Raw genomic sequence first — 329 nt, 5'->3', positions numbered from 1 at the left:
TTTAGTAACCAATCCGGCCGATTATGCCATGCTGATTCTGCTGTTTGTGATTGGGATAAGCGGCTTCCTGATTGAAGCGGTGCGACTGGCTGTTACCACACCCGAGCATGGAGGCTGGTCGTTTGTCGGCTATTCACTGGCGCTGCTGTTGCAAACAATCGGAGTGGGTGCCTCGCCATCAACGGAAACGCTCTATCTTCTCTTGTGGGTGGGTCACATGCTGCTTGCCCTCGGTTTGATCGGGTTGATTCCGTTTACCAAGCTGATTCATGTGCTGTTGGCACCGATCAATATCATCCTGACCGAACCGTTGACGGAAACGGAAGTGA

1 protein-coding gene is annotated in these 329 nt (G+C 52.3%); it reads left to right on the top strand.

The annotated features are described in order from the left end of the window. Window positions 1–28 precede the first annotated feature (28 nt). Window positions 29–329 (top strand): respiratory nitrate reductase subunit gamma (locus tag MXD62_RS10745; RefSeq protein WP_248829161.1); only part of this gene is annotated, 301 nt, incomplete at its 3' end.

The sequence above is a fragment of the Frankia sp. Mgl5 genome (assembly GCF_023242985.1).
GTDB lineage: Bacteria > Actinomycetota > Actinomycetes > Frankiales > Frankiaceae > Parafrankia > Parafrankia soli.
The sequence above is the reverse complement of the archived record's forward strand: the minus strand, read 5'-3'. Positions and strand labels throughout refer to the sequence as shown.